A 20357-nucleotide genomic window follows, 5' to 3' on the forward strand; every position below is an offset into this window, starting at 1 on the left:
GAAATGTCCTCGATGCGGTCAGAAGCCGAGCCAGTGACGGACCGGTGCGATCGCCTGTGCGCCGATCAGCATGCCGGCGAGGCCGACCAGCGCGATCAGCGGCGGTGCCGGCGAACGCACCTTGATCACGCTGTACACGACGCCGATCAACATGCCGGCGCCCAATGAAAGTAAATAAGATTCCATAATGATTTTTCTCCCGGCCGGATTAGAATCACCTGCATGGCGCGCCCGCCTTCGCGGTGCATCGCATCGGCGGCACGATCCGCTGCCACCGAATCGGTTTCGCGTCCCTGCCACCCGTTCCGACCATGCAACACCTTCCTGATCTCGAAGCCTGGGCCATCTTTGCGCGTGTCGCGGAAACCGGTTCGTTCGCGAAGGCCGCCGACCTGCTCGGCGTGTCGCAACCGACCGTGTCGAAGGCAGTCGCGCGACTCGAAAAGCGCCTCGGCGCGATGCTGCTGTACCGCACGTCGCGCAAGCTGTCGCTCACGCCGACCGGCGAACTGCTGCGCGACCGCGCGATCCGCCTGCTGGCCGATGCGGAGCAAATCGAGAGCGAAGCGTCCGTGCATGCGCTCGAACCGCACGGCCTCGTGCGCGTGAATGCGCCGATGTCGTTCGGGGTGCGCCATCTGTCGCCGGTGCTTCCCGTGTTTCTGGAGCGCTATCCGCGCATCGACATCGACCTCGTGCTCACCGATCACATCGTCGACATCGTGTCCGGCGGCTTCGACGTCGCGGTCCGCATCGCCGAGCTCAGCGATTCGTCGCTGCGCTCGCGCCGGCTCTGCGCGGTGCGCCGGCCGCTCGTCGCAGCGCCCGCATACCTCGATCGGCGCGGCCGCCCCACGCACCCGAGCGACCTCGAACAGCACGTGTGCCTCACCTATACGAACCTGCCGACACCCGAGCACTGGCGCTTTCGTCACGCGGCATCGGGCGAGGAAGTCGGCGTGTCCGTGCATGGACGCATCCGCACCAACAACGCGGACGTGATCCTCCCCGCGCTCGTCGCCGGACACGGCCTCGCGCTGCAGCCCGAGTTCCTGGTGTGGGACGCGATGCAGCGCGGCGAGCTCGAGGAAGTGATGAACGACTGGACGATCGCCGACATCAACGTCAACCTCGTCACGCCGCCCGGCATGCTGCGGGCAGCGCGCGTGACGGCGCTGCTCGAGTTCCTCGCCGAACACTTCTCGCACGCGCCGTGGGCGCTGCCCGTGGCCTGAACGCGCGACGGTCGGCGGCAGGCGATCGCCGCGTCCATCGCGACGATCGCGGCCGGCGGCCCGTTACTTCGCCGGCACGGGCGCGATCGACTCGTGCGGCGTCAGCGTACGCTCGGCCGCCTTGTGGACCATCGTGTACGCGTAATCGACGCCCATCCCGTACGCGCCCGAGTGCTCCTTCGCGATCGCCATCACCGCGTCGTAGCTCTCGCGGCGCGCCCAGTCGCGCTGCCACTCGAGCAGGACCTGCTGCCACGTGACGGGCACCACGCCGGCCTGCACCATCCGCTGCATCGCGAAGTCGTGCGCGTCCTTCGACGTGCCGCCCGATGCGTCGGCGACCATGTAGATTTCGTAGTCGCCTTCGAGCATCGCGCACAGCGCGAACGTCGTATTGCAGACCTCCGTCCACAGGCCCGACACGACCACCTTCTTGCGGCCGTTCGCAGCAAGCGCGTCGCGCACCTTCTGGTCGTCCCACGAGTTCATCGACGTGCGTTCGAGCGTCTTCTGGTTCGGGAACACGTCGAGCAGCTCGGGATAGGTGTGGCCCGAGAAGCTCTCGGATTCCACCGTCGTGATCGTGGTCGGGATGTTGAACACCTTCGCGGCCTTCGCGAGCCCGACGACGTTGTTCTTCAGCGCCTGGCGGTCGATCGACTGCACGCCGAACGCCATCTGCGGCTGCTGGTCGATGAAGATCAGCTGGCTGTTCTGGGGGGTGAGTACTTCAAGCTTCGGGTTGCTCATGACGTGCGTCGTCCTGTAAACGGAAAAAGGAGGGCCTGCCTCGACCGTCGGAACGGGAGGCGCCGCGTGTGAATTGCGCCGGATCGGGATCGTCATCCGGCTCGTAGTATTTAATCTGCAAACGCGCGGCGCGAACACCCACGAAACGGAATCGATCCGATTCCGGAATCGATGCCCGTTCGGGGCAGCTCGCCCTTTTTTTCTTCACGCAAACCCGATACCCTTTCGAAATCTTGACGGCGTGCCCTGCGCCGCCCATCGGCCATCACGGGATGCTCGCCATGAAACCGTATTTCCTGTCGCTGCTCGCCGGCATTCTCGCCGGCGTCATCTACGGCGCGCTCGGCGTGAATTCGCCGGCGCCGCCGATCATCGCACTCACCGGCCTGCTCGGCATGCTGGCCGGCGAGCAGATCCTGCCCGTCGCGCGCCGGATGTTCTCGGGCCACCGGTTGCATACCGCGTGGCGCGACGCGCAGTGCAGCCAGCACATGTTCGGCGCGCTGCCGGGCGGCGCCGCGAACGACCGCAAGCCGTCGTGATGCACGCCATCGCCGCAAGCCGCGCATGACCAACGTCGAGCTGTTTCACTACCTGCTGCTGTTGATCTGCGGCGCGGGCGCGCTCACGTGGCTCGCCGAACGAATCTCGATTCCGCCGGCCGTCGTGCTGCTGCTCGGCGGCTGCGCGGTGGCGATCGCCGGCAAGCGCGTGCCCGACATGGACCCGGCGCTGCTGCTCGCGGCCGTGCTGCCGCCGCTGCTGATGTCGAGCGGGTTCTACACCGCGTGGAAGGAATTCAGGCAGGAGCTCGCATCGATCGCGTCGCTCGCGCTCGGCGCGGTGGCGTTCACGACCGTCGCGGTGGCGGTGGCCGTGCGTGCCGCGAACCCGGCGCTGCCGTGGGCCGCGTGCTTCACGCTCGGCGCGATCGTGTCGCCGCCCGACGCGGTCGCCGCGAAGGCGATCCTGCAGCGCTACCCGCTGCCCGCGCGGCTCGTCGCGGTGCTCGAAGGCGAAAGCCTCGTCAACGATGCATCGGGCCTGCTGCTGTACCAGATGGCCGTGTCGGCCGCGCTCGCCGTGTCGATCACGGCCGCGAGCGCCACCGGCCTGTTCTTCTCGCTCACGCTGATCGGCATCGCGGTCGGCCTCGCGTGCGGCCATGCGATGTGCTGGGTGCTGCCGCGCCTGCGCGACCCGATGCTCGGCATCGTCGTGACCTTCGCGATGGCGTGGGGCAGCTACGGCATCGCGGAAGCTGTCGACGGCTCGGGCGTGCTGTCCGTGGTGACCTGCGGCCTCGTACTCGGCGTGCGCCAGCATCGGGTGTTCGACGCCGACCTGCGGATCAAGGCAAAGGCGACGTGGGAAGCGATCGTGTTCGTGCTCGACGCGCTCGTGTTCATCCTGATCGGTCTCGCGCTGCACGCGATCCTCGCGCGCGTGAACTACGAAGGCGCGGTGCTGATGGCCGGCCTGCGCGTCGCGCTGCCCGCCACCGCCGCCGCGATCGGTGCGCGCGTCGTGTGGGTGTTCGTCGCGATGTGGCTGCCGGGCCGCCTGCGCGCGCCGCGCGCGGGCCACGCGCCATGGTCGTGGCGCGAGGCCGTCGTACTCGGCTGGTCGGGCATGCGCGGCGTCGTGAGCCTCGCGGCCGCGATCGCGTTGCCGAGCAACTTTCCCGGCCGCGACCTGATCCTGTTCAGCACGTTCCTGCTGATCATCGCGACGCTCGTCGTGCAGGGCGGCACGCTCGCGCCGCTGATCCGCGTGCTGAAGCTGCGCCCGGCCGCGCGGCACACGATGTCCGAGCACGCGGCGCGCGCGCATACGTTCGGCGCGGCGCTCGCCGAACTCGACGCGCTCGAGCAGCGCGGGTCGAACCTCGAACGTGCATCGCTCGACCGCCTGCTCACCGAATACCGGAACCGCGTCATGTTCAACGAACGCGCGCATCGGCATGGCGCCGAGCCGGCCGACATGCGCGCGCGGATGCTGCGCGTCGAACTCGAACTCGTCGGCGTGTCGCGCCAGGCGCTGCTCGACCTGCATCGCGACGGCAAGGTCGACGACACGGTGCTGCACCGGATCGAATCGGAGCTCGATTTCGAGGAACTGCGGCTGCAGCGGCTGCTCGAACCGTAACGTCCGGCCAGGCCGCCGCCCTCCCCCTTTCCCCTATGGAACTGCAATGAGCGAACTGTCCGTCGAAGCGAGCATCGGCTCGGTCGATTACCTGGTCCACTTCAGCGATGGCGTCCACCAGTGGCGTGCCGACGAACCGGCGCCGCTCGGCGGCGGCGATGCCGCGCCGACGCCCGTCGCGCTGCTGCTGTCGAGCCTCGGCGCCTGCACCGCGATCACGCTGAAGATGTATGCGCAACGCAAGGGCTGGCCACTCGCCGAAGTGCACGTGAAGCTCGCGCACGAATCGGGCAGCGCGGGCAGCACGATCGTGCGCCGCATCACGCTCGAAGGCGACCTGTCCGGCGAGCAGCGCGAGCGCCTGCTGCAGATCGCGAACGCGTGCCCGGTGCACAAGATCCTCACGCATCCGATCACGATCGACACGGCGATCGCCTGATCGCTTGGCGCATCGACCACGAGACCCCCATCATGTCCGCATCGATCAAGACCCTGCTCACGCCGCGCGAAAGCGACATCGGCAACCTCGTCGTGCGCCGCGTGCTGCCCGCGCGCGCCGCGCGCCTCGTCGGCCCGTTCATCTTCTTCGACGAGATGGGCCCGGCCGTGCTGCCGGCCGGCCGCGGCATCGACGTGCTGCCGCATCCGCACATCGGGCTCGCGACCGTCACCTACCTGTTCGACGGTTCGCTGATGCATCACGACAGCCTCGGCTTCCGGCAGAAGATCGTGCCGGGCGACGTGAACTGGATGACGGCCGGCCGCGGCATCGTGCATTCGGAGCGTTCGCCCGACGAGGACCGTCCGCGCGAACAGCCGGTCCACGGAATCCAGACCTGGGTCGCGCTGCCGGTCGAGCACGAGGACACCGCGCCCGCATTCGTCCATCATCCGGCCGACACGCTGCCGTCGTTCGCGCGCGACGGCGCGAGCGTGCGCGTGATCGCGGGCACCGCGTTCGGGCTTACGTCGCCGGTCGCCGTGTTCTCGCCGACGCTCTACGCGTATGCGGAATTCGCGGCGGGCGGCCAGCTCGCGCTCGATGCGGAGCACGACGAGCGCGGCGTGTATCTCGTCGACGGCGACCTCACCATCGACAGCACGCCGCTCGCCCCCGCGACGATGGCCGTGCTCGAACCGGGCGCGACCGTGGCGCTCGCCAGCGCGAACGGCGCGCGCGTGATGCTGCTCGGCGGTGCGCACCTGCCGGGCGAGCGTTTCATCGAATGGAATTTCGTGTCGAGCGAGCGCGCGAAGATCGACGCGGCGCGCGCGGCGTGGGCCGCGCAGACCTTCGGCAAGGTGCCGGGCGAGGAAGACGAGTGGACGCGCCAGCCGGAACGCAAGGCGCGGCCGGCAGAATAGGCAGGTTCGCCCGCAAGCAGGCGACGGCCGGCACGCATGCCGGCCGTCGTTCATTTACCGCTTCAATCCCATCAGTTTCGCGAGCGTCGGCCAGCGCTCGAGCGACTCGATGAATGCGCGCCGCGCCTGCTCGTCGACATAACGTTCGGGATCGAGCGCGGGCAGATGCCGCGCGAGGCCGAGCACGTCGTTCGGCTGCGACAGGCGATCGTCGTCGCCGTCGCCGGGAAGGATTACTGTTCGTCGATCCATACGCCGTCCGGAGTTTTCACCGCGTAACCCGCGGCCGTCTGCATCGTTACCGTTCCCTCGTTCTCGCCGACCATCCGCGTGCGCGGCAGGTCCGCCGCATATTGCGCGAGCGTCGTGCCGGGCTTGAACGGGCTGTTCGACACGAGGTTCGACAGCAGCTGCGCGAGCGCCAGGAAGCTGGTCGGCTGCTCGATCACGGTCGTCGCGCCGTGGTTGCCCGTAAAGCCGACGAGCCGCACGCCGACCGGCCCGTGCACGATGCGCGGCGTCGGGATCTCACGCAGCCCCGCGACCTGGTTCTTGTCGCCGCGCAGCGCGGCGCCGTGCTCGGGCACGAACACGATCACCGCGCGGCGGCCCGATTGCGCGATCAGGTCGGCGAGACGGTCGAAGTCGCTCATCAGCTTCGTCACACGCTGCGGATACGAGTCGATGCTCGTCACCGAACTGCCGACCACGCGGTTGCCGTCGTGCAGGCTGATCGTGTTGTAGTACAGCGCGACGGGCCCCTGCACCGCCCCGCGCTGTGCATACCAGTTCGCGAGCGTGCCGAAGTCGTCCTTGATCGCCGAGCCGTCGAACGCATGCATCGCGACGGGCGCGGCCGCGTTCGAGACCATCGGCGCGTCGGCCACGCCGATGTTGTCGTGGATCACCTGCAGGAAGTTGTCGAAGTGGCCGTCGTGGTTCAGCAGCGACTGCACCGTGTAACCGGCGCCCGCGAGTTGCGCGAACAATTGGCACTGCTGCGGCGCGGGCTTGTACAGGTCCGCGTGCGCCTCCTGCCCGCAGCTCGCGCGCAGCACGCGGATCGCCGCCGGGCCGCTGTAGCTCGCGGCCGTGCTGAAATTCGAGAACAGGTAGTCGAAGTGGCTCAGCATCGGGTGATTGCGCACCTTCGCGGCATCGAGGTCGTCCCACGACAGCGAGCAGACGTGCAGCACGATCACGTCGAACTGCGCGGCCGGATCGTTGCCGGGATGGCCGAACGCGACCTGCCGCTGCGACTCCTGCGCGCGGAACGTCGCGAGCGCGGCGTTGTGGTCCTCGGGCCGGTCGGCACGCCCCATCGTCGTCGTGCCCGCCGCGTCCGCCTGCTGCGTGGCCGGTGCGACCACGCGCGCCATCAGGCCGCTGCCCGCTTGCCACAGCGGCATCACGATCAGCACGGCCAGCACGAACGTCGCGACGCGCAGCCAGCGGTTGACGATGAAATAGACGATCAGCGCGCCGGCTACCGTCAGCACCAGCACGGGCGGCAACAGGCGCGGCAGCAGTTCCATCCAGTAGTCGAGGCGGAACGTGCTCACTTCGCGCGCGGCGTCGACGATGCGTGCAAGCGGCGGCGCGTGCATCTCGCGCGCGAGCAGCGGCACCGCGATCGCGATCGCCACGAGCTGCCGGACGATGCGCCATGACCGCCGCCGGATCGGCGCGCTCGCCGCGAGCGCCACCGCGAACGCGAGGTTCGCGAGCCACAGCGGCTGCAGGTGCCCGGTCGCGAACAGCGCGAACTTCAGGATGAAATACAGATTCCAGAACGTCATCTAACCCACTCCATGATGAGCGCCGCGTCAGTCGCGCGCCCGGTCGAGCTTCGGCGCCAGCATGGCCTGCAGGCCGCGCGCCGCACCCTTCCACATCCGTACATAACCGTTCACGCCGATGCGCAGCACTTCCTTCAGCCCGCCGAGCGGTGTATCGACGCGCGTGCCTTCGTGCCAGTCGAGCCACGCATCCGCGCGGCCGAACGTGCATTGCACGAGCTGGCGCTCCTGTTCGAGCGTCAGTTCCTCGAAGCTCACGCCGACGTGGGTCGGCGTCACGCGGCTCACGCGCACCGGGAACGGGAACGGCCGGTCGCCGCGCGTCACGCACACCGTCAGCGTGTCGCCGACGGCGAGCGGCAGCCCGGGCACGGCTTCGAGGCCGAGGCCGCCGGTCGAGTAGTCGCTCGTGAAGCATGCGGCGGTCGTTCCGTCGGCGAGCAGCAGCATGGCCGGCACGCGCATCGCGATCCGGTGCGTGACGCGCACCTGCTTGGTCTCGCGCGCGACGGCCAGCGCCGCGCCGAGCATCGCGAGGTTGTACACGGTCCAGCCGAGCGTGATCAGGATCGTCGACGCCTCGTCGCCCTGGTCGGCGGCCAGCCGCCACAGACCCGCGACGATCGCGAGCACGTTCAGCGCGAACAGCACGAGATACGGCTTCGACGTCGACCAGTCGACATAACCTTCGTCGATCTTGCCGCCCTTGTCGGTCACGTTGAACTTGCCGTGCTTCGGGCTGAAGAATGCGACGGTGGTCGGCAGTGCGATGTACCACGCGAGCACCGATTCGTAGACCTCGGCCCAGAACGAATGGCGGTAGCGCCCCTGCATGCGCGAGTTCGCGACGTTCGCGAGCACGAGATACGGGATCACGTAGCTCGCGAGCGCGAGCGACGACGCGTTGATGAAGTACAGGTGGAAGAACAGGTACGCGAGCGGGATCGTCAGGAACACCAGCCGCGGGATCCCGTAGAAGAAGTGCAGCATCGCGTTGCCGTAGCAGATCCGCTGGATGAAGCCGAGCCCGCGCCCGAGGAACGGGTTGTCGATGCGGAAGATCTGCGCCATCCCGCGCGCCCAGCGCGTGCGCTGCTTCACGTGGCCCGCGAGGCTTTCGGTCGCGAGGCCGGCCGCCTGCACGGTCGGCAGGTACGCCGACGTATAGCCGCGCCGGTGCAGCTTGAGCGCCGTGTGCGCATCCTCGGTCACGGTTTCCACCGCGACGCCGCCGACCTCTTCCAGCGCGCTGCGCTTGAGCACCGCGCACGATCCGCAGAAGAATGTCGCGTTCCACAGGTCGTTGCCCGACTGCACGAGGCCATAGAACAGGTTGCCTTCGTTCGGGATCTCGCGGAACGTGCCGAGGTTGCGCTCGAACGGATCGGGCGAGAAGAAATGGTGCGGCGTCTGCACGAGCGCGCACTTCGGGTCGCGCAGGAACACGCCCATCGTCGTCTGCAGGAACGAGCGCGTCGGCACGTGATCGCAGTCGAAGATCGCGATGTATTCGCCGTGCGTCTTCGGCAGCGCGCGGTTGATGTTGCCGGCCTTCGCGTGGCGGTTGTCGTCGCGCGTCAGGTAGTCGATGCCGGCCTCGGCCGCGAACGCCGCGAACTCGGGGCGCCGGCCGTCGTCGAGCAGGTAGACGCGCAGCTTCGCCGTCGGCCAGTCGATGCTCTGCGCGGCGAATACGGTCGGCTTCACGACCGACAGCGGCTCGTTGTAGGTCGGGATGTAGATATCGACGGTCGGCCAGGTGTCGGGATCGTCGGGCAGCGGCACGATCGGCCGGTCGAGCGGCCACGCGGTCTGCACGAAGCCGAGCAGCAGGATCATCCACGTATAGGCTTCGGCGCCGTACAGCAGGTAGCCGGCGATCGCTTCGACCGGGCTGCGGAAGTCGAGCGTCTGCGTCGTGCGCCACCACACGTAGCGCACCGCCGAGAGCAGCGCGAGCGACGCGAGCGCGAGCGTCGGCAGGTGGCCCGGCAGGCGGCGCAGCGCGAGCGCCAGCACCGCGACGATCGCGAAGAACGCGAATTGCGCGCCGGGCATCAGCGGCGACATCCCGGCCGCGATCCACATCAGCGCGCCGGCCACGAGCAGCAGCGGTGCGAGCCAGCGGCGCCGGCCGACGCCGTTCGCACGCGCATCGAGCCAGCCGCCCCAGCGCGTCCACGGCAGGCGCTCGAGCATCGCGTCGATGCGCCGGCCGACCGCGCGCCCGGCCACATAGACGGGCACGACGAACGTGTCGAACCACGCGAGCGGATCGCGCGCGGGCCGGCCGTCGGCCGCGCGCGGCGCGCGCACTATCGACCGCCACAGCCATTCGCGCGGGCTGAGCGGTTGCAGCACACCCCACTCGTGCGCGAGCCGCCGGAACGCGAAGCGCACCCAGCGGCGCACGTGATCGGGCCGGCCCGGCGGCGGTGCGTGGAAGAACACCCGCACGACCCAGTCGAGCAGCGTGCGCTCCGCCGGCAACCCGATGCCGCGCGCGAACCAGTCGGTCGCGCGGCGGCCGAACGCGCGCAGCCGCGGCGCGAAGGCGGCCTTCATCGCGCCGCTCCGGTGCGACCGACGGCGGCCGCCGCCAGCCATGCACCGACCCAGTTCGCGATGCCGTTCAGGTCGTGCGACGCCTGCGAATACGGTGCGTCGTCGAAGATCCAGCTGCCGCGCGCGAGCGCTTCGGGCACGGCAGCATCGACGTGGATCCGCTGCTCGAGCATCGACGCCGGCCCGGCGACCGCGCGCAGCATCGCGATCGCGTCGCGCTGCATGTCACGTGCCGGATTCAGCCGGTTCACGACGATCTGCAGTTCGCCGCCGCCGGCACGCAGCGCGCCGAGCCGCGCGGCCGCCGTCGCGCAGGCGGTCGGTTCGGGCGGCACGACGACGAGTGTCAGGTCCGCGCGGCGAATCGCCTGCTCGGCCTGTGGCGACGGATAACGCGCGGTGTCGACCAGCACGACGCCGTCGGCCGGCAGCGCGATCTCGTCGAGCGCGCGCGACAGCCATGCCGGGTCGGCCGCGAGCCGCGCATCGCACGCGGCCGCGCCGGCCGCGTCGACCTGCCCGTACGGCACGAACAGCACGCCGTCGGCATTGCGCCACGTATGCGCGTGCCACGGCTCGGCGCCGCCGAGCACGCTCTGCGCGAGGCCGTGCTCGGCCAGCGAGTCGAGGCCGAGCGTCGCGCCCATCAGGTTCTGCGCATCGAATTCGACGGCGACGACCGGCCGGCCGCGGCGCGCGAGCAGCACCGCGAGCGCGGCCGCGAGCGTCGTGCGGCCCGCGCCGCCCGTCGTCGACGTGATGGCGATCGTCTTCATCGTGCCGCCTCGCCGCCGTGCTCGTCGCCGGGCTCGGCATCGGGCAGCAGCCGCCCGCGCAGCGCGACCGGCACGAGTTCGCACGGCACCGCGTCGCGCCGGTCGATCCCGCGCGGCGCCTGAAAGCCGCGGCCGATGCCGAGGTGCTGCGCGACGATCCAGACGGGCACCGCGACCACGATGCCGACGACGAAACCGATGACGAGTTCGGCGATCATGCGTCCTCCGGCTTGCGCAGCGGCATCGCGCTGCGGATGGCGCCGCGTGTTCGTGCGGCGGGAATCACGGGTTGCGGCGGCGCCGCGTCGACGCCCGCGGGCGCCGGCGCCGCACCGATCGCCTCGAGCGCGACGATCGTATCGATCGCGTCGATCGCATCGCTCACTTCGCTCGCTTCGTCCGACGCCGCGCCGGGATCGGCGCGCGCCGGCTGCGGGGCCGCGAACAGGTCGCTGTAGTCGGCGATCGGCGCGCGCCGGTTCTCGGCCTTCAGCGCGTCGAGCTCCGTGTCGATGCTGCCCCGCCCGAGGCACACGACGCGGTCGGACAGCGTGTCGACCGGCACGTCGAAGATGCGCGCGAGCGCGTCGTCGGCATCGACCGGCTCGCAGGCGAACAGGAACACGTACAGGTGCCCGGGATCGGCCGTCACGACGTCGCCCGCGCGGCGCGGCCGACAATGCCGCAGCGCGTCGACGTGCGACACGCCCGGCAGCAGCGCGAGCTTCGCGAGCGTGTGCGGCAGCGCGAGCACGGCGCCGCGATCGAGCACCGCGCGGATCCGCAGGCAGAACGCGCCGACCGGCAGATAGCCGAGCACCGAATCGCCGAGCGCGGCCGCAAGCGCCGCGCGATAGTCGGCCGCGACGGGCCGCGCATAGAGCTGGCCGCGCAGCGCGTGCACGGCGGCCTGCATCCGCGACACCGGCAGGTCGCGCGCGACGACGCGGTTCGCGCCGACGCTCAGCAGGAGCATCTCGAACTGCTGGCGCAGCACCTCGCCGCCACGCTCGACGACCGCGATCTTCAGCGCGCCGCCGCACTGCCGGCGCAGCGCGTGCACGTCCGCGCACAACGCTTCGAGCTGCGCATGCGAGCGGAACACGAGCACCGCGGTCGCGGCGTGGGCACGCGCGCAGGCCGCGACGACGGCCGCGTTGTCGTCGACGATTTCCCAGTCGCCGGGCGCGCGGTTCACGCCGTCGAGCACCGCGCGGCTGACGACGACGCGATCCTCGTCGATCGCGAGCTTCAGCCGGCGCGCCGGCTCGGTCGCGCCGGCATCGACGCTCGCCGACAACCGGCCGCCCGGCGCAAAGCGCAGCGGCCGCACCTCGCCGGCCGCGAGCGTGTCGCCCGCGCGCCAGAAATCGACGATCCACAGCAGTTCGCCGTGCGTGCGCTGCATCTGCGCGACGCCCGAGCAGACACCGTGGAAGCCGCTGCGCTGCGTGCGATCCGCACCGCGCACGAGCGGCGGATCGTCGGTGCGCGCATCGGTGCCCGCACGGGCCGCTTCGGGATCGAGCAGCAGCACGAGCGCGATGCGGCGCGTGCGGCACCAGTCGGCGAGTGCGTGCGCTTCGTCGGCAAGCGCGTCCGGATCGTCCCAGCTGAACCAGCGCTGCGCGCCTTCGACGAAATACAGCGAACGCGCACGAAAGCCGTAGCGCTTCATCGCGCGCAAGCCGCCGGTCAGCCGCGCGAACGGGCCCGGCGCCGCGCGGCGCGACGCGTCGCCGGTCGCGCCAGGATCTTCTCCGTCGGCCGGCTCGGCCGCCGCCGGCATCGCCAGCACGCTCAGGTTGCGCGGCCAGCCGGCCGGCTGCGCGCCGCCCGCGAAGCCACGCGCCTGCATTTGTTCGGCGACGCGTGCCGCGTCGCGCGCGAGCACGACCGTGACGTCGCGCGTGCGCGCCTGCCGCGCGCTCTCCCACACGAGTGCGTCGCACGCCGGCGTGCCGCCGGCCGCGTAGATCGCGTACAGGCCGCCCGCTTCCAGTTGCGTCCATGCGTCGGGCAAGCCGTCGATCGCGAGCCGGCTCAGCGTGCCGACGCGGCCGCCGGCCGGCCCCGTGCGCAGCAGCGCGCGCAGGCGGCCCAGCAGGCCGGCGGCGCCGAGCGCGGGACGGGTGGCATCGATTTCCGTATTCACGACGTTCCCCTAGGGTCTGCTTGCACATGGAACGCACATGCGTTGCCACGAGAACGGCCGCTCGCGAGGCGCGGGACGCCGCGAATACTGACGTATCGCCAAGGAGCGCAACGCGGCGGGCGGCCGCTCTCGCGGCAACCCCAAATTAAAAAATCCATTCCAGGGGAATGCCCGGAATCGCCCGTATGGCGGCGTCGCTCGTCGCTTGTTTGGCTCGGCCAAACGGCGCTCCTCACTTCTTGCCCTACGAGCGATTTCGGGCATTCGCATGTACGTTCCATATGCAAGCAGACCCTAGTAATCCGAATAAAGCCGCACCGGCGTCGGCGTGACGAGCCAGCTGGGCTGCGCGCGCGCATCGAACGCATAGCGCAGGTACACGAGTGCCGAACTCGGCGCGTAATCGTGCGACCGGTCGACATGCAGTTGCGCGCCGACGCTCAGGTGCGGATTCACGCGGTACTCGACGATGCCGTTCACGCCGTACGAGAACGACACCCCGCGTGTCGAGCTGCCCGCGTACACGAACCCGGCCGCCACCTGCGCGGCCCGCTGGTCCGAAAACGTCGGGTAAAACAGCGAATCCTTCTCGTAGCTGTTCGAGATCCCGCCCGTGACGGTCAGGTCCCACGACAGCGCGTCGCGCCGCCCCGCCCATTCGATCGGCACGCCGAGCGACAGGTAGCGCTGCGGGCTGTAGTAACCGCCCTGCCCGTACGTGTAGTAGCGCAGGTTCTGCGCGTAGTGCCACGCATTGCCGACGAGCCCGGTGCTGACCTTCATCGTCGCGCGCTCGTACACGGGCACCGTGAACCCGGTGCGCAGCGTGACTTCCGCGTTGCGTTCGACGTTGCGGCCGGACAGCACGCCCGCGCCGAGTTCCGCGAACAGGTTCGTGCGGCCGACGTCGACCGATGCGCGCAGGTTCACGCCGTCGCGGCGCACGCCGCCCCAGACCGCGCCCGTCCACGGGTCGCGCATCCCCGCGTACGACAGCACGCTGCTCGTTTCCGGCCGCCGCGACGCATTCACGCTGAAGCTCGCCGGGCCCGCGTCGAAACGGTAGCGCACGCCGCCGACGAGGTAATGCACGGGGAAACCGAGCGGCGACGTGCCGAGATCGAAGCGCCACGCATCCGTGCGATAGCCGGCGCCGAGCGCGACGCCCGTCGTCGACTGGTGCAGCGAGCCCGGCGGATTCGCGATCAGCGCGGCGGCCTGCTGATTCGACTGGAACGGGGGCGGCAGCCCGCTCGATGCCCTGAGCGCCGCGTAGGTCCCGAACGTCTTCAGCGAATACGCGTTCGGGTCGCTCGTATCGAGCGTGCCCGGATCCAGATGCACGGTGTCGATCTGCGCGAACACATGCCCGTCGTAGCGGATCGGCATCTGCAGGTAGATCGGCACCTGCTGCGCGCGATACGACGAGATGCCTTCGTCGCCCGACTTGTACGCGGGCATCCAGCCGGTCTCGATCTCGGGGTTCCGCCGCTGTTCGAGATCCGCGAACGCGGCCTGCGCGGGCGTCAGGCCGTCGCGGCCCGGGCTCACGCCCGCCGTGCGTTCCTGCGACCGCGACAGCCGGTACAACGACGCCGCGTCGTCGTAGCGGCCCTGTGCCTCGGCCACGCGCCCGGCCGCGACCGTCACGTCCGCACGCGCCGGATACGCGGCCTGCAGCCGGTCGGTCACCTGCGCTGCGTCGTCCGGGCGGCGCAGCGCGTTCAGCCGGCGCACGGCCGACAGTTGCGTGTCGACGTCGTCGTCCGGCGTGCGCGCGAGCACGGCCTGCACGCGCGCGAGCGCGGCCGCGCGGTTGCCGCTGTCGTCGTCGATGCGCGCGAGCGCAAGCTGCGTATCGGCATCGTCCGGCGTGCGCGCGACGACCGGCGCAAGCGCGTCGCGCGCCGCGCCGTAATGGCCCTGCGCGCGTTCGAGATCGGCCAGTTCGAGCGCATGGCGCTTGTCCGCGCGGCCGGCCGGGCTCGCGCGGTCGAGCAGTGTGCGCGCCTGCGCGTAGTCCTGCCGCGCGATCGCATCGTCCGTCTGCCGCAGCACCAGCCGCAGCGACTGGTCCTCGAGCCTCGCCGTCTGCGCGGGCGTCAGCGACGGTTCGCGGCGCAGCGCGTCGAGCCACGCGGCGAGCGCGTCGTCGCGCCCCGCGCTGCCGAGCAGGTCGCCGTAGCGCAGCCGCACGTCCGCATCGGCCTCGCGCGGATGCGCGGCGATCCAGTCGCGCAACGGCGCGAGGCCGCGTTCAGGCTCGCCCGCATCGATCCACTGCGCGCCGATCGCGGCGAGCATGTCGGGATCGTCCGGCGCGCTCGCCTGCGCATGCGCGAGCGATGCCGCGAATGCCGCACGATCGCCGCGCCCGAGCGCGCCGCGCGCGTCGGCCAGCGTGCTTTCCGCGTCGAGCTTGCGCGCGAGCGCGCGCATCCCGTCCGAACGGTGCGCGTCGTCGACGGGCGCGAGCACGGCCTGCGCGCCCGCGATGTCGTCGAGCGAATTGCGGTACAGCGCGGTCGCATAGCGCATCTCGGGCGTATCGCTTTGCGCAAGCCCGTCGTCCATCACCGTGCGGCCAAGCTGCGGCAGCCCCATGTCGCGGTACAGGCGCGCGAGCGCGAAGCGCGTCCACGGCGCGTCGGGCGCCGCGCGCACGGCCGCTTCGTAGCGTTGCGCGGCGGGCCCGCGTTCGCCCTTGTCCGCGAGCGCGCGCGCTTGGTTCGCGTACAGGTCGGCGCGCAGGCCGTCGAGCGCGCGGCGATCGTCGCGGCCCGTCACGCGCCCTTGCAGCGCGTCGAGCAGCGGGCCGATCCGGTCCGCGCGGCCGGTGTTTTCATACAGCGTCGCCGTGCCGCGCACCGCCGACGGGTTCGGCGAACGCGCGGCCAGCAACTCGCGCAGCAGCGGCTCGGCGCGCGCCCAGTCGCGCTGCGCGAGCAGCGCATCGGCGAGCTGCAGCTTCGCGTCCGGGCTGTCCGGCTGCATCGCGAGCGCGGCACGCGCCGCGCGCTCGGCATCCTGCGGCCGGCCCGCGGCGGCAGCCGCGCGGCCTTGCGCGAGCAGCCCCCAGAACTGCGCGGTGCGCGCCAGGCCCTGCCATTTGCCGCGCTGGTCGGTCGCGAGCGTCGCGGCCCGCGCGAACAGCGCGCGCGCTTCGTCGTGCCGCCCTTCGCGCAGACGCAGCAGGCCGAGCCCGCCGACCGCATCGGCGTCGTCCGCGCGTGCATGTGCGGCGCGGGCAAGCAGCGGATCGGCGGCCGCAAGATCGCCGCGCGCGAGCGCCTGCAGGCCGCGCTGCTGCGCGATGTAGCCGGGATCGTGTTCGAGCCGGCGCTGCGCATCGCGCCGGCTGTCCAGTTCGGCAGCGCGGCCGCGGAATTCGGTGTCGTCCGGCACGAGCGCGAGATATGCATGCAGCGCATCGAGATACGCGGGATCGTTGCCGGCCGATTGCAGCACGCGCCGCCACAGCGCCATCGCCTCCGTATGGTCGGCGTCGTCCCGCTTCGCGAGCGACCATGCGATCCGGTTCGCCTCCGCGCGCGTGTCGGCACGCTGGTTCAGCAGCCGCGCGAGCGCCATCGACGCGCTCGTGTCCTGCGGATCGGCCGCGGCCGCGCGGCGCAGCGCGGCGATCGCCGGCTCGCGACCGCCCGGCGCATTCGACACGATCTGGTAATACTCGGCGCCGAGCGCACCCGACGGCGCGCCGTTCGGAAACAGCGCGACGATCCGCCGTGCCGCCTCGTCGGCGCGGCCGCTGCGCGCGAGCAGGCGGATCTGCGCCATCTCGTCGCGCCCGCTCGTCGCGACGCGGTATTCGTCGGCCACCCGCCGCGTCGCGGGTGCGTTCGGCGACTGCGCCTGCAGGCGCGCGAGCGCGGCCTGCGCGCCTTGCGCGTCGCCGAGCCGCAGCAGTACGCGAACCTGCTCGGCAAGCAGTTCGGGATCGCCCGGCGCGATCAGCAGCCCCTTGCGCAGCGCATCGCGCGCGAGGTCGTCGCGATGCTTGAGGCCCCACATCCGCGCGGTGTCGAGCTGGCGCTGCGCGTCGGCGGAAGCGGATGTCGTCGGCGCGGCAGTTTTCGGCATCGCCGCGTCGGTTGCGGTGCCGGGCGCCGCCGCACACACCGACGACGCGAGCCACGCGAATCCCGCGACATGCGGCGCGGCGCGCTTCAGCGGGCGGCGCACGAACGGCCTCCCCAGCAGGCGTCGAGCGTGCCGTCCGCGCGGAACTTGTAGCGGCCGTCGCGCCAGCCGAGGCCGAACAGCGTCAGCACGCTCGTGTAATAGCCGGGTGCCGACTGGCGCGCGAGCGCATCGACGCGGGCCGCCTGCGCATCGGCGAGCGAATGCTGGCCGCGCGCAGCGAGGAACGGCACGGCCGCCGCGGAGAACCCGCCGTTGCCGTCGTTCGGCCCCGCGACGCCCGTCGTCGTATCGACCTTCTCCGGCGGCGCGCCATGCGCGGCGATATGGTCGGCAAACGGCGCGAAACGCGCGAGCAACGGCGCGGCGAGCGGATCGGCGCGGTCGAGCATGCCGGCCCACAGGTACACGCGGATCGCGTTGTACGCGCTCTCCGCATGCGTCTGCGGATCGGGCCCGAAGCCCGTGCCCGCGCGATACAGCGCCCAGTCGGGAGAAAAACCCTTCGGCGCCGTGTCGAGCAGCACGCGCCCGGTGCTCGATGCCAGCGCGGCCCAGCGCCGGTCGTCGGGCAGGCGCGCGCCGAGCGCGCGGATCACCTGCGGCGGCGAATAGCTCGGGTTCACGCGCCACTGGCCGTTGGGCAGCTTGAACCCGGTCGGCCCGGGCAGCAGCGTGACGCCGAGGCCCGGCACGGTCGCGGTTTCCTCGTCGAGCACGCGCTTCGCGAGCAGCGCACCGCGTGCGGTGTAGCTGCGCTCGTGCCATAACCGCCCGGCCTCGACGAGCGCGTACGCGATCCACAGGTCGGCGTCCGACGCCGCGTTCGCGTCGAGCACGCGCCACGCGCCGTCCGGCGCACGGCCCCACAGCCATGCCGGCAGGTGCGCGCTCAAGTCGCCTTGCGCGAGGTTGTTCTCGGTCCATGCGAGGATCGTGTCGAACATGCGCCGGTCGTTCGCGACCAGCGCGAAGAAAAGCCCATACGCCTGCCCCTCCGACACCGTGCGTGAATCGGCCGAACCGACGTCGATCACGCGGCCGTCGGCCGAGATGAAATCGCGCTTGAACGCGTCCCAGCGCGGCCACGCCGCGCTGCATCCGGCGTCGGCCGCATCGGTCGCGCCGGCTCCCGCGGCCTGTGCGCGTCCGGCCGTGCCGGTTGCCGCGCACGCCAGCGCGACGGCCAGCGCGAGCGCCGCGCCGACGCGCCGCGGCGGCCGCGTTGCCCGTCGCTTCGCCATAACCCGCGCCATCCGTTACATCCCCCGTCGACGCGCGGCGATTCTCTGCAGCACGCTGAACACGCCGAGCGCGAGCAGCAGCCCCGCGACGACGCCGACCGCGCCGAGCACGACCGGATGCCGCGCCGCTTGCGTCCAGACGCGCGCATACCACGGCACGAAACCGACCACATAAGGCTCGCCGACACGCAGGCTGTCGACCTGCCCCGGCCGCACCAGCGCGAGGTCGCCCTGCAACTGCGACACGAGGCCGGCGTTTTCGAACACGTTCAGCAGATCGCCGAGGCGCGGCTGGTCGGTCGCCGTCAACGCGACGACGCTGCGGCCGTGGCTGCCCGGCAGCTCGAACCCGGCGAGCGCCGCGAGCGGCCCCGTCTGCTCGATATGCGCGCCGCCGTCGGCCAGGCCGACGCCGTTGCGCCAGCGCTCCTTGACCGTGAACGCGACGCGCGTCGCGCCGTCGCCGCCCGCACCGCCCTGCTCGTCGATCACGAGCGGCAGCGCCGAGCGCCAGTGCGCGAGCAGCGGCGACGCGGGCGAGCCGTCGATCACGAGCAGATCCTTGCTGCCCGACAGCGCCGCGACGTCGCCGGGCCGCGCGACCTGCACGCGCAGTGCCGGGAACCCCGTCCACTCGCCCATGTGGCCGAGCATCGTCAGGTAGGCCTCGAGCTCCTGCGGCGACGGCCGGTCGGGCATCACGACGGCCGTCTGCGACAGGTCGGCGAAACGCGTGAACGGAAAGCCGCTGTTCGCAAAATACGCGAGGTTCGGCAATTGCGCGTAATGGACGAAGTGCGAGAAGTCGATCGTCGAATCGGGATCGATCGCCGCGCGCTGCGGCTCGGTGGACGTGCTCGAGCACAGGCCGGTCTTCTGCGAGTCGAGCGTGAAACGGAACTGCAGCTGGTTGCCGCTGCCGACGCGGAACGCCGGGATGTCGACGTCGCTCGTCACGCGCCCTTCCGGCACCGACAGCAGCGGCAGCTGCATGCGGCCGCGCGCGTCCTCGGCCTGGGCCGGCCCGAGCCGGTACGACTTCACGAGCTGGTCGTTGATCTCGACGGCCAGCGTCGAGTTGTCCTGCACGGTCGGCGCCGTGTAGCGGTAGCGCAGCGTGATCGGCACGCCCGCGCCGTTCCATGAATGGAGATCGGCCGGCACGCGCAGGTTCAGGCGGATCGCGTCGGGCGTCGTGCCGCGCGCTTCCAGCTCGCGCGGATCGGACACGAGTTCGCGGAACGCGATCGGCCGGTTCACCGGCAGCCAGCGCGGCGCATCGTACGGCTTGCGCGGCGCGCCGAGATCGACGTGAGCGACCGTTGCCGCCGGCCCCGACAGCGCCGCACGGCCGAGCACGAGCGTCGCGACCGCGTCGTCGACCTCGGCCGCCGTGCGGCCCGTGACGACGAGCAGCTTGCGTCCCGGCGCGGCCGGGTTGTCGGCGACAGCGAGCAGCGGGCCGTTGACCGACGGCAGCGCGAGGCCGGCCGGCAGCGTCGCGGCCGTGCCGACCACCACCGCCTGGTCGTCGGACGGCAGCGTGGGCGACACCGGGAAGCGCGCATGCCGGTAGTCGGCCAGCGCGCCGAACCACGACGCGAGCACGCCCGCGCTGCGCAGCGTCGCCGAATCGGGCGACGCCGGCAGCACGAACGGCAGCCGCAAGCGGCCGTTGTCGCGCCGGTCGAAGAACGGCGCGGGCAGCAGCGCGAGATCGTTCGGCAGGCGTACCGGCGATTCGTCGAGGATCAGCTCGCTCGTCGGGCTCACGTCGGCCCACAGCGCCGAATTCGACGGATCCTCGCAATGGTCGAGCGTGTAGTGCGCGATCAGGCGCACGCCGATCTGGTTGAAATCCGAGAAGTAGCGCGGATCGATCGGAATGTCCTGCGTGACCGTGCGGCCCGCGCGCGCGGCGTCGAACGGGACGGTCGCGACGACCTCGCCGTTCACCGACACCTTCAGGTGCGACAGCGGGAACACGAGCGACGGCGAATACGCGTAGGTCAGGCGCAGCCGCGCGCCCGTGACCACGCGGTCGAGCCGCACGCCCGCGTGGATCGTACGCGCGTCGTCGGCGCCGCGCAGGCGCAGCGGATCGAACGCGCCGAGCGACGCGAACGGCAGGCGCACGGTCGTCGCCGGCAGTCCGGCGG

At 71.2% G+C, this 20357-nt stretch carries 16 protein-coding genes; 5 read left to right on the plus strand and 11 right to left on the minus strand.

All coding sequences use genetic code 11. The annotated features are described in order from the left end of the window. Positions 1 to 18: 18 nt before the first annotated feature. Entirely contained in the window at positions 19 to 186 is a 168-nt protein-coding gene (locus tag OEJ37_RS31215; protein ID WP_042583728.1) for a DUF1427 family protein, read from the minus strand. Between the two features lie 125 nt (positions 187 to 311). On the opposite strand from OEJ37_RS31215, the gene OEJ37_RS31220 reads away from it, so the two are divergent. Beyond that, the gene (locus OEJ37_RS31220) at positions 312 to 1235 is read left to right on the plus strand and encodes a LysR family transcriptional regulator (protein WP_263348645.1); all 924 of its coding nucleotides are present in this window, start codon (positions 312 to 314) and stop codon (positions 1233 to 1235) included. 63 nt (positions 1236 to 1298) lie between these two features. Here OEJ37_RS31220 and OEJ37_RS31225 read toward each other — a convergent pair whose 3' ends face one another. After that, positions 1299 to 1985 carry a hydrolase gene (locus tag OEJ37_RS31225; RefSeq protein WP_174420789.1) on the minus strand — a complete coding sequence of 229 codons (687 nt, stop codon included), beginning with the start codon at positions 1983 to 1985 and terminating at the stop codon, positions 1299 to 1301. 281 nt (positions 1986 to 2266) lie between these two features. Between OEJ37_RS31225 and OEJ37_RS31230 the strand changes: the two genes are divergently transcribed. The 4 genes from OEJ37_RS31230 to OEJ37_RS31245 are packed head-to-tail and all read left to right on the plus strand — an operon-like array spanning position 2267 to position 5498. Continuing rightward, the gene (locus OEJ37_RS31230) at positions 2267 to 2527 is read left to right on the plus strand and encodes a XapX domain-containing protein (protein ID WP_174420790.1); all 261 of its coding nucleotides are present in this window, start codon (positions 2267 to 2269) and stop codon (positions 2525 to 2527) included. A gap of 25 nt (positions 2528 to 2552) precedes the next feature. Then, on the plus strand, positions 2553 to 4133 hold the full coding sequence (locus OEJ37_RS31235; protein ID WP_263348649.1) for a cation:proton antiporter: 1581 nt from the start codon (positions 2553 to 2555) through the stop codon (positions 4131 to 4133). 46 nt (positions 4134 to 4179) lie between these two features. Then, positions 4180 to 4572: an OsmC family protein gene (locus OEJ37_RS31240; protein ID WP_034183342.1), complete on the plus strand. Its 393-nt coding sequence runs from the start codon at positions 4180 to 4182 to the stop codon at positions 4570 to 4572. 32 nt (positions 4573 to 4604) lie between these two features. Continuing rightward, positions 4605 to 5498 carry a pirin family protein gene (locus tag OEJ37_RS31245; protein ID WP_263348651.1) on the plus strand — a complete coding sequence of 298 codons (894 nt, stop codon included), beginning with the start codon at positions 4605 to 4607 and terminating at the stop codon, positions 5496 to 5498. Positions 5499 to 5552: 54 nt separating this feature from the next. Here the strand turns inward: OEJ37_RS31245 and OEJ37_RS31250 are convergent, their stop codons facing one another. From OEJ37_RS31250 to bcsB, 9 genes are all read right to left on the minus strand, one after another. After that, a complete protein-coding gene (locus OEJ37_RS31250) occupies positions 5553 to 5750 on the minus strand; it encodes a hypothetical protein (RefSeq protein WP_152858840.1) in 198 nt (65 codons plus the stop codon). Next, positions 5732 to 7297 carry a cellulose biosynthesis protein BcsG gene (gene bcsG / locus OEJ37_RS31255; protein WP_263348654.1) on the minus strand — a complete coding sequence of 522 codons (1566 nt, stop codon included), beginning with the start codon at positions 7295 to 7297 and terminating at the stop codon, positions 5732 to 5734. The genes OEJ37_RS31250 and bcsG overlap by 19 nt, the downstream gene beginning before the upstream one ends. A gap of 27 nt (positions 7298 to 7324) precedes the next feature. Beyond that, on the minus strand, positions 7325 to 9862 hold the full coding sequence (gene bcsA, locus OEJ37_RS31260) for a UDP-forming cellulose synthase catalytic subunit (RefSeq protein ID WP_263348656.1): 2538 nt from the start codon (positions 9860 to 9862) through the stop codon (positions 7325 to 7327). Continuing rightward, positions 9859 to 10638, minus strand: coding sequence for a cellulose biosynthesis protein BcsQ (gene bcsQ / locus OEJ37_RS31265; RefSeq protein WP_263348659.1), 780 nt, complete (start codon positions 10636 to 10638; stop codon positions 9859 to 9861). Before bcsQ ends, bcsA begins: the two co-directional genes overlap by 4 nt. After that, complete coding sequence (locus tag OEJ37_RS31270) at positions 10635 to 10856, minus strand: hypothetical protein (RefSeq protein WP_174420797.1); 222 nt, start codon at positions 10854 to 10856, stop codon at positions 10635 to 10637. The genes bcsQ and OEJ37_RS31270 overlap by 4 nt, the downstream gene beginning before the upstream one ends. Further along, positions 10853 to 12793 (minus strand): cellulose biosynthesis protein BcsE, encoded by a 1941-nt coding sequence (gene bcsE, locus OEJ37_RS31275; RefSeq protein WP_263348664.1) that lies wholly within the window; start codon positions 12791 to 12793, stop codon positions 10853 to 10855. Before bcsE ends, OEJ37_RS31270 begins: the two co-directional genes overlap by 4 nt. A 294-nt stretch (positions 12794 to 13087) precedes the next feature. Further along, positions 13088 to 16996 (minus strand): cellulose synthase subunit BcsC-related outer membrane protein, encoded by a 3909-nt coding sequence (locus OEJ37_RS31280; RefSeq protein ID WP_263348665.1) that lies wholly within the window; start codon positions 16994 to 16996, stop codon positions 13088 to 13090. Continuing rightward, positions 16981 to 18210, minus strand: a complete 1230-nt coding sequence (bcsZ, locus tag OEJ37_RS31285) for a cellulose synthase complex periplasmic endoglucanase BcsZ (protein WP_263348667.1) — start codon at positions 18208 to 18210, stop codon at positions 16981 to 16983. The genes OEJ37_RS31280 and bcsZ overlap by 16 nt, the downstream gene beginning before the upstream one ends. Positions 18211 to 18213: 3 nt before the next feature. Continuing rightward, on the minus strand, positions 18214 to 20357 hold a 2144-nt coding region (bcsB, locus tag OEJ37_RS31290; RefSeq protein WP_263348670.1), incomplete at its 5' end, for a cellulose biosynthesis cyclic di-GMP-binding regulatory protein BcsB.

Origin of the sequence: Burkholderia sp. BKH01 (assembly GCF_025685725.1) — a bacterium.
Lineage (GTDB): Bacteria > Pseudomonadota > Gammaproteobacteria > Burkholderiales > Burkholderiaceae > Burkholderia > Burkholderia pyrrocinia_C.